General features: G+C 63.3%; 10 protein-coding genes. 2 read left to right on the top strand and 8 right to left on the bottom strand.

Features of this window, described 5'->3' with window-relative positions; all coding sequences use genetic code 11:
- The 4 genes from PHU01S_RS25140 to PHU01S_RS25125 all read right to left on the bottom strand — a co-directional run.
- Positions 1 to 538: YcnI family copper-binding membrane protein (locus PHU01S_RS25140; protein ID WP_246029340.1), on the bottom strand; the 538-nt coding region annotated here is incomplete at its 3' end.
- A gap of 120 nt (positions 539 to 658) precedes the next feature.
- The gene (locus tag PHU01S_RS25135) at positions 659 to 1,405 is read right to left on the bottom strand and encodes a response regulator (protein ID WP_127510446.1); all 747 of its coding nucleotides are present in this window, start codon (positions 1,403 to 1,405) and stop codon (positions 659 to 661) included.
- Positions 1,406 to 1,457: 52 nt separating this feature from the next.
- Positions 1,458 to 2,318, bottom strand: coding sequence for a sensor histidine kinase (locus PHU01S_RS25130; RefSeq protein WP_049869397.1), 861 nt, complete (start codon positions 2,316 to 2,318; stop codon positions 1,458 to 1,460).
- Between the two features lie 20 nt (positions 2,319 to 2,338).
- Positions 2,339 to 3,961: a copper resistance CopC/CopD family protein gene (locus tag PHU01S_RS25125; RefSeq protein ID WP_069202521.1), complete on the bottom strand. Its 1,623-nt coding sequence runs from the start codon at positions 3,959 to 3,961 to the stop codon at positions 2,339 to 2,341.
- A 544-nt stretch (positions 3,962 to 4,505) separates the two neighbouring features.
- On the opposite strand from PHU01S_RS25125, the gene comJ reads away from it, so the two are divergent.
- Both comJ and PHU01S_RS26055 read left to right on the top strand, forming a co-directional pair.
- Positions 4,506 to 5,003 (top strand): competence protein ComJ, encoded by a 498-nt coding sequence (gene comJ, locus PHU01S_RS25120; RefSeq protein WP_049869395.1) that lies wholly within the window; start codon positions 4,506 to 4,508, stop codon positions 5,001 to 5,003.
- Positions 5,004 to 5,065: 62 nt separating this feature from the next.
- Complete coding sequence (locus PHU01S_RS26055; protein ID WP_157054045.1) at positions 5,066 to 5,227, top strand: hypothetical protein; 162 nt, start codon at positions 5,066 to 5,068, stop codon at positions 5,225 to 5,227.
- A gap of 49 nt (positions 5,228 to 5,276) precedes the next feature.
- Here PHU01S_RS26055 and PHU01S_RS25115 read toward each other — a convergent pair whose 3' ends face one another.
- The 4 genes from PHU01S_RS25115 to PHU01S_RS25100 form a co-directional block, all read right to left on the bottom strand.
- Complete coding sequence (locus tag PHU01S_RS25115) at positions 5,277 to 5,672, bottom strand: gamma-glutamylcyclotransferase family protein (protein WP_048749192.1); 396 nt, start codon at positions 5,670 to 5,672, stop codon at positions 5,277 to 5,279.
- Entirely contained in the window at positions 5,662 to 6,483 is an 822-nt protein-coding gene (locus tag PHU01S_RS25110; RefSeq protein WP_048749188.1) for a LamB/YcsF family protein, read from the bottom strand. The genes PHU01S_RS25115 and PHU01S_RS25110 overlap by 11 nt, the downstream gene beginning before the upstream one ends.
- A gap of 122 nt (positions 6,484 to 6,605) precedes the next feature.
- The gene (locus tag PHU01S_RS25105) at positions 6,606 to 7,169 is read right to left on the bottom strand and encodes an MOSC domain-containing protein (protein WP_048749186.1); all 564 of its coding nucleotides are present in this window, start codon (positions 7,167 to 7,169) and stop codon (positions 6,606 to 6,608) included.
- 29 nt (positions 7,170 to 7,198) lie between these two features.
- A partial coding sequence (locus PHU01S_RS25100) for a 5-oxoprolinase subunit C family protein (protein ID WP_507763355.1) occupies positions 7,199 to 7,560 on the bottom strand: 362 nt, incomplete at its 5' end.

Here is a 7,560-nt window from a genome sequence, read left to right as displayed (position 1 = left end):
CAGGCTCCGTGCCTGCCGCGGCGCCGTGGCCATGGCCGTCGCCTTCTCCGGTTCCCGCAGCTACCGTCGTGACGGAAGCGGGATATTCCGCGTCGGCCGCTCCGACCCATTCCACGACGCTGCTGTCGCTGTACGTCTGGTAGGCCTTCCAGTTCAGCTCCTTGGCGTCGGCGGCAACCTTGCCGGAAACCTTGAATTCGTTGAACTCCTGCTGCGTAAGGCCTTTTCCTTCATCCGCCGTCCAGGTGATGGACTCGATCTTGCCGTCCGCCGTCGTCTCAAGCGTCGTCTTCCAGCCCGGAAGCGGCTGCGTGCGGGATACTTCCACTCCGTCCGGAACGCGGATCTTGACCGCCGTCGTCATGACATCCGCCTTCTCGCTCGGCACGCGGACCGTGAACACCTCATAGGAGCCCTGTGTCGTCGCCTTTGGCCATACCGTCACATGCGCGCTCGCGATGCTGCTCATCAGGAGCATCATCAGAATCGCGGCTCCCGCCGCAGGGAACAGCTTTTTCATGCTTTTTGCTTTCATCATGCACCCGCCCATTCCTTATGGTCTCAACAACTCTGCTTCAAAGTATAATCCTGCTCCAAGGAAAGGACATGACTCCAAAGGGCTACCAGCCGAAAAAGAATGTGAACATCCGTCGAACGTTCATCTCCGATCCATCATTCCCTGCTCATAGGCGTATCGGGTAAGCTGGACCCGGTTGTCCAGATGCAGCTTCTGCAAAATATTTTTGAGATGGTTCTTCACCGTATGCTCCGAAATGCCCAGCACAGCCCCGATTTCTTTATTGGACTCGCCATGCGCAACCCGCTCGAGAATTCCTTTTTCCCGCTCGGTGAGCGGAGTGAGGGACGAGGAAGCCTGCCGCTTGGCCGGCTTGGCCCGATAGGCGGACGGAGCGGACGGAGCAGCCGCCCCGCCGCCGGCAGGCAGGAATTCATGCAGAATGCGCGTGGCGAGCTCTCTGCTCATCGGCGCCTGATCCAGCGATACGGCCCGCAAATAATCCAGCCAGGCGGATGGAGAAAGGTTTTTGAGCAAATATCCTTGGGCCCCGCGCTTGATCGCCTCGAACAGATCGGCGATATCATCCGACACGGTCACCATGACGATTTTGATTCCGGGCTGCGCCGCCTTGATCCGCGAGGTCGCTTCCAGTCCTCCGAGATCCGGCATCCGGATATCCATCAGGATCAGATCGGGCTCAAGCTCCCCGGCGAGCCGCACCGCTTCCTCGCCGCCGGATGCTTCTCCTGCGATCTGAAAGTAGCCATCCTCCGAAAGGATGATCCGCATCCCTTCGCGGCCATGCGGATGATCGTCGACAAGCAGCACCCTGCAGCTGTTCGCTCCTGAGCCTTTAATCTGTTCCGCGCTCTGAAGCTCTTCCATATGCGCACTTCCTTTCCGATTCCGGCCATCGAGCCTGGAATCCGCTCCGTCATCAGCTTCCCTTCTCCGCAGACGGCTTTCGCGCCACCTCAACGGCTGTCCCGCCGCCGCCTTGCGAATCCGCCGGGCTGGAGAAGCGGAAGGTCCAGCCCGCCCCGGCAGCCCGGTCCTTCATCATGCGCACGCCGTATCGGTCCTTGGCCTCGGCGGCGCCAGGAGCGGCTCCGTCCCCGTCGTCCACGATGCGGCAGCGGAAGCCGCCCGCCCCTTCGGTGCGCCCGCTCACTTCCACGACCGAAGCCGAAGCATGCTTGCGCACGTTCATCAGCGCCTCGCGGATGATCGCGAGAAGCTCCACCTTTTCCCGGCTCGTGAGCTGGGTATCGGGGATGCGCCAGTCCACGACGACACGGGTGCCGGATGCTTCCAGCTCCGAGGCCGCATCCTTCAGCGACTTCAGCCACGGCATCTCCTCGGGCTCGGGCGCGCTGCGCAGATTGGCGATCGACTCCCTCACGTCGTCATAGACATGCCGCACCGTGCGGCGGATCTCGTCGGTCGCCTCCTTCACTTCCCCTGCGCCGGCCGACCGCTCGAGCCGGTCCAGCTTGACCGACAGCAGGAACAGCGACTGGGAGATGCCGTCATGAAGCTCGCGCGCCAGCTGATCCCGCTCCTGAAAGGCGGCTTTGACCGCCTGCTCCCGCCTCAGCTGCTCCTGGGCATTTTCCAGCATCTCGAAAAGCCGGTACAGCAAAGTGACCGTGACGAGAAAAACAAGCACCGGACTGATCAGATTGCCGGTATCCATCGACAAGTAGGGAAGCAGGAACGTATGCCTGGAGTATTCCCATGCGGCCGTGACCACAGTCGGCGTCCACAGGATCAGGCGCTTGATCGCAACAGCCTTCATCCGTCTTTCCCCGCCCTCCGTCAATAATTGCGGAAGCTGGTCCGCTCGACATGCTCGTCGTCGTTGGAATCCAGCACCCTGACCTCGGCCGTCCATTTCCCGGCGAACGGAAGATAAGGACCTTTCACCTTGTAAGCGAACTTCGTATACCCGTCAAACGAGCTGATCTCGTCATCCTTGAACGGCTCCACCGGCACCTCGATCGGACCCATGTCGGGCTTGTCCTCGGAAATCAGCCGCAGCTTCACCGACTTGGGCGCTCCGAGCTTGTTGAACATCCAAACCCTCGTCGTGAATTCATTGTCTCCCGGCACGTTCGGGGCGATGCGGATCGACACGTGGAGGGCGCTGCCCATCTGATGCCATGCCACCGGCTCGTTGGCGGGCAGCGGGCTCAAATACGTGAAGGCGCCGACGACGACCAGGATCAGGCTCATGAGGATGCCGTCGGCTTTGAGCATGGCTCCGGACGGGAAGCCGGAGCGCTTCATCCGGCGGCGGATGAAGGCTCCCGTGACGGCGACGAGCACGACGAGGCCGGTCTTGACGAGCAGCATGATTCCCCATGGCGTGATGAACAGATAAGACAGATCCGTCAGCCACAGCAGCGTCATGGCGATGCCGGAAAGAGTCAGCACCGCAATGCTGATCCAGGCCGCCCGGGTGAAGCTGGCGGCGAAGCGTCCGGCTTCCTTGCGGTCTCCCGCCCACAGCGCCAGCAGCAGCATGAGGCCGCCTGCCCACAATGCAGCGCCGGCCAGATGGATGTAATCAAGCGCCAGGTTGACCGCCTTCGGCTCCAGCGCGGCCGCATGTCCGCTCCACGCCTCCTGGGCGAGCAGCAGCAGCGCCCATAGAGCCCGCGTCTTCGCCAGACGGGCCGGCACCATCAGTCCTGCAGCGGCAAGGACGAGCAGAGACAGCCATGTGATGCCGACCGATGTCCGGGTGAACAGCTTGATCCATTCGGATCCGGCCTGCCCTTCCATCAGCTGCGTCGATTCCATGAATACATAGAGCAGCCCGGCCAGCATCAGCCCTTGGCCCGGCAGCCTCTCCAGCCGGGAGCGTAGCGGCTCGGCCAGCCCTGCAAGAGGCCGGTACAGGAAGAACCAGATCGCCGCTCCCGCCGCGAACATCAAGGCGGCGTAATAGAGGAACCTCACCGCATAAAGCAGCAAGGCAGAGGTCGTGAGCGCTCCTTCCGCTTCATGCCCGGCATGGCCGAGCTGCGCGTGCAGATCGAAGGCCGAGGCGTCCTTGGCCGCGGGAGGATTGCCCACGACGAACACGTAAGAGCCTCCCACCGGATGGCCGTCTTCGGATATGATCCGGTATGAAACGGTGTAGACGCCCTCGCCAAGCTTGGGCAGCGGAAGCGTGAGCGACCGGTGGTCGCTGCTGAGGACGGCCTTGCCGGATGTGACGCTGGCCGACTTGCCGTCCAGCACCTGGAGCGCTCCTACCGCTTCCTCGATCCTCTCGTTGAAGACGAGCTTCACTTCGGACGGCGCCGCTTCCACGCGGGTGCCGGCGGCCGGAGACGCCTCCTGCAGCGAGGCGTGCGCCGAGGCGAGGCCGGGCAGCAGGCTGAGCCAGATCGCCGCGGCCGCCGCCAGCGCCATCAGGCAGCGGAGGCTCATATGGATCGGCTGCGGCCGCCGCCGCGACGGCCGAAGATCAGAATTTACATGCATGATGCCTGAACACGTCCTTTCCGTATGTCAGCTTTAGTTTACAAGAAGGAGGCCGGACTGACCAAGCGGAAGTGTGAACGTTGTCCAACACTCGATGACAGACGCGCGCTGGAACCGGGCTTAAAGCTCCGGCGGAGAAGATCGGACGGCAGATAGGGTGTGGGCGAGGACGGTGGCGCGGCAGTGTCAGTCACGCGGCGGAGATGGTCGCGCAGCACGGTCGGTCACGCGGCACAGTCAGCCACGCAGCACAGTCAATCATGCAACACAGTCAGTCACGCGGCGGAGATGGTCGCTCAGCAGAGCCGGTCAAGCAGCACGGTCGGTCACGCGGCCGAGACTCGGATTCGATTGGGAAGCATCCCGCCAGCTTAAGGGGCAATCCGATCGCCCGTCGTTTTAGGTTCGGATTCAGCCCGCCGTCAAGCAGGACGAACGAGGGCTCGCAGCGAATGCGTAAGGATACGGATGGAAGGAAGGTGCTGCGCGCATGAACATAGTGGCCCGATCGAAGGATATCGTCGTCTCCTATTCCCAGCTGTGCGTTTACCCGGCAGGGACCGAGGAACCGTTTCCGGATTGGACGGATGAAGAAGTCGACCAGGGCTTTGCCTGGAAAAACAAGAGCATTTCGAGCTTCGAAGCGATGGATGATTCCCGCTGCATCGTGGCGGTAGCGGTCGAGGAAGGCGAGCCTGGAGCAGCCGCGGGCGCCGCGCGGTCCATCTTGGTTCCATTCGAGGTTCCCGCGGACGGGAAGCTGAGCATTTCCAGCATCCTGTCGAACACGGTCGAGGCCGACGTTCCGCCCGGCAGCTGCGGGCTCGTTTTCAATGCTGTGCCTGGCGCAGACGGCGATGCCGCTGAGCAGCCATGGACTTATATTTTCGCCCTGTATCCCGGATATGAAGGCGAGGCGGCGATCCTGCTCCAGGATGAGGCGCTCGATCCCCCTTCCCCGCTCCTGTTGGCCGGCATGAAAACCTGACTGCCGAAAGCCGTCATGCATAACGCTCCGCCGGACTGACCACGCTACCACTGGAGGTGGATATGATGCATCAACCGTTCGAGCCTTACCGGTTCGCCGATCTGAGCGAATCGGATGATGCCGTGCAGCAGATCCGGGAACTGGAGCGGCAGCTTACCCGGCAGCAGGGCGTTCCCGTCACGCTCATCGCCTTTCAGCCGGAAACGGCCGAGGAAGACCGATAAAACCCCGGTGAGCCAAAACGTTCCAAGACTGAAAAGGCCGCTTTCCCCGTCAATCCGGTGAAGGCGGCCATTTGCTGCTTCCGATCGCCGGGCAGCCTCGTCTGGTCGGCCATACATAGACCCAGCCTTGCCTGGAAGGAGCATCGGCATCGGCCGTCCAGATCCGTTCGTAGTCGTTGCTTTCCTCCGGTCCCCCGTACTCTTCCAGCCGGTCCGTTTCGGCAAGGCCGCCGATGCCGATCCGGAGCCACCAGCCGGATACGGCGCCGCTGTCCCCAGCTTCAGGGAAAATGACCAGAGCCGGGTACAGCCCCGCCGCCGCGTCGACCAAGCTGCCTCTTACTCGGCCCCTCGCCGCTTCCCGAACCCATGCCTCGATGACGCCATAATTGGACATCCCCGGCTGCAGAGTTCCGTAGACGAACAGCCATGCTTCATCGTTCATGACGTTTTCCCGTCCCCCCGCCACCATCATGCCCGTCTCCGGCGGGCCCGCCGATATCCGGAGCCGCAACGCGCACGCCGGCTTCCTCCAGTCCACGGCGCAGCAGCATCGCTGCTTCGGCGGCTCCGGGACGGTCCCCGTGCAGGCATATCGTGGCAGCGGATAGGGATAGGACCGGTCCTTCCAACGTTCCGGCTTCGCCCCGGGAAGCGATTCCCAGAGCCTGCGCGAGCACGGCATCCGGATCGTGCAGCACCGCCCCCGGCAGCGATCGCTCGGCCAGCTTTCCGGATGCCGTATAGGCGCGGTCGGCAAAAGCTTCGGCGACAGCCGGCAAGCCATGTCTGGCTGCCGCTTCAAGCAGCAGGCTTCCCGCCTGCGCGAAAACGGCCAAGCCGCAGCGGAGGTCCGCTGCCGCCCGGGCGACGGCTTCGGCGGCCGCTTCGCTTTGATTGCACATGTGGTACAGCGCCCCATGAGGCTTCATATGGCGCAGCCTTCCGCCGCTTGCGCGGACGAAAGCCTCCAGCGCTCCAAGCTGGTACAAGACGCCATCATAGATTTCATCCGGGCTCAGCGCCATTTCCCGGCGCCCGAAGCCGAGCCGGTCCGGCAGGCCCGGATGCGCCCCGATGGCGACGCCGGCTTTCAGGCAGCCAAGGACGGAAGCCCGCATCGTGGCGGGATCTCCCGCATGCCATCCGCAGGCGATGTTGGCGCTCGTAATGCTGCGCATCAGGGCTTCATCCTGCCCGAACGACCAGGCTCCGTAGCCTTCGCCCAGATCGGCGTTGAGATCGATGCTTGCCATGGCCAAACCTCCCCGAATCGATCGAATTTCAACGATTGCCGCTCAATCTTCATAAGCCGCCTATACGGCCATGACTGCTGCCGGCATGAGGCAACCCGCGGCGAAGCGCGAGGCGGATCTTGTCAGATGGGATCTAGGATCCGGATTTCGTCGCCGTGGCACACCCGCCCGGGACGTTCGACGGAGCAAACGATTCCCCTCCGTCCGGCCGCTGCCTTGACGAAGCTTTGAGGCAGCCGTTCCCTTGGCATGACATGGTTCTGGACTTCCTTGCCTGCCTGCATGCAGGGGTGATTCTCCCCCTCGCACACAAGCCCGGCGCCGCTTGGGAACAGAAGGCGCGTGCCGGGAAGCAGCTTCGTAAGCTCCGGCAAGCCGGCAAGCATCAGGTTGGCGCCGATCCATTCCGGCTCCAGCGCCTCCACAGCCATGTCGGCGCGCACGGCTTCCATTTCCTCCGCCGACAACAGGCTGATCTGGCGGCGGTTCAATATCTCGGTGCCCCTCGGGTACATCGGCTGGCGGGCATCCGCCTTGGCCGTCAGGCCAAAGTGGCGGTCGCCGCGGATGCCTCCGAATTCCAGCTCGGCTTCGGCGAGAGGGCGGGAGACAAAGGAATTCGGCGCATCTGCGGTATATAAGCCGACAACCCGGGCTGTACGGCTGTTTTTTCTGGAAGAGGACATGATGGGTTCGAGCCTTCTTTCGCTTGTAGTTAGGGGGAAAGGGTTTTGAGCCGGAGAGCATGGTCAAGCATGGCCAAATCCAGCTCCTGGCCGAGATCCAGCAGCTGCGCCTCCTCGAGCCCGATCTCGGAGAAGGATACGCTGTCGCCGGGACGGAGCTGGGCCAGCAAGGGCAGGTCCGCCGAGGCGACATTCAGGATGACCGGGTAACCGCCGGTCGTGCCGCAGCCGGCGCCGAGAATGACCGGCGCGCCTCCGGGCGGCAGCTGCACCGTGCCGGGCGTGACGCCATGCGAGCGGATCTCCGCATGGCGGATCAGCTCGACCGGATGGGCGTCCGGCTGCAGCCGGACGCCCATCCGGTCGCTGGCGGGAGCTGCGCGGAAGCGCT

The sequence above is a fragment of the Paenibacillus humicus NBRC 102415 genome, assembly GCF_004000905.1.
In the GTDB taxonomy this organism is placed as follows: Bacteria; Bacillota; Bacilli; order Paenibacillales; family Paenibacillaceae; genus Paenibacillus_O; species Paenibacillus_O humicus.
The sequence above is the reverse complement of the archived record's forward strand: the minus strand, read 5'-3'. Positions and strand labels throughout refer to the sequence as shown.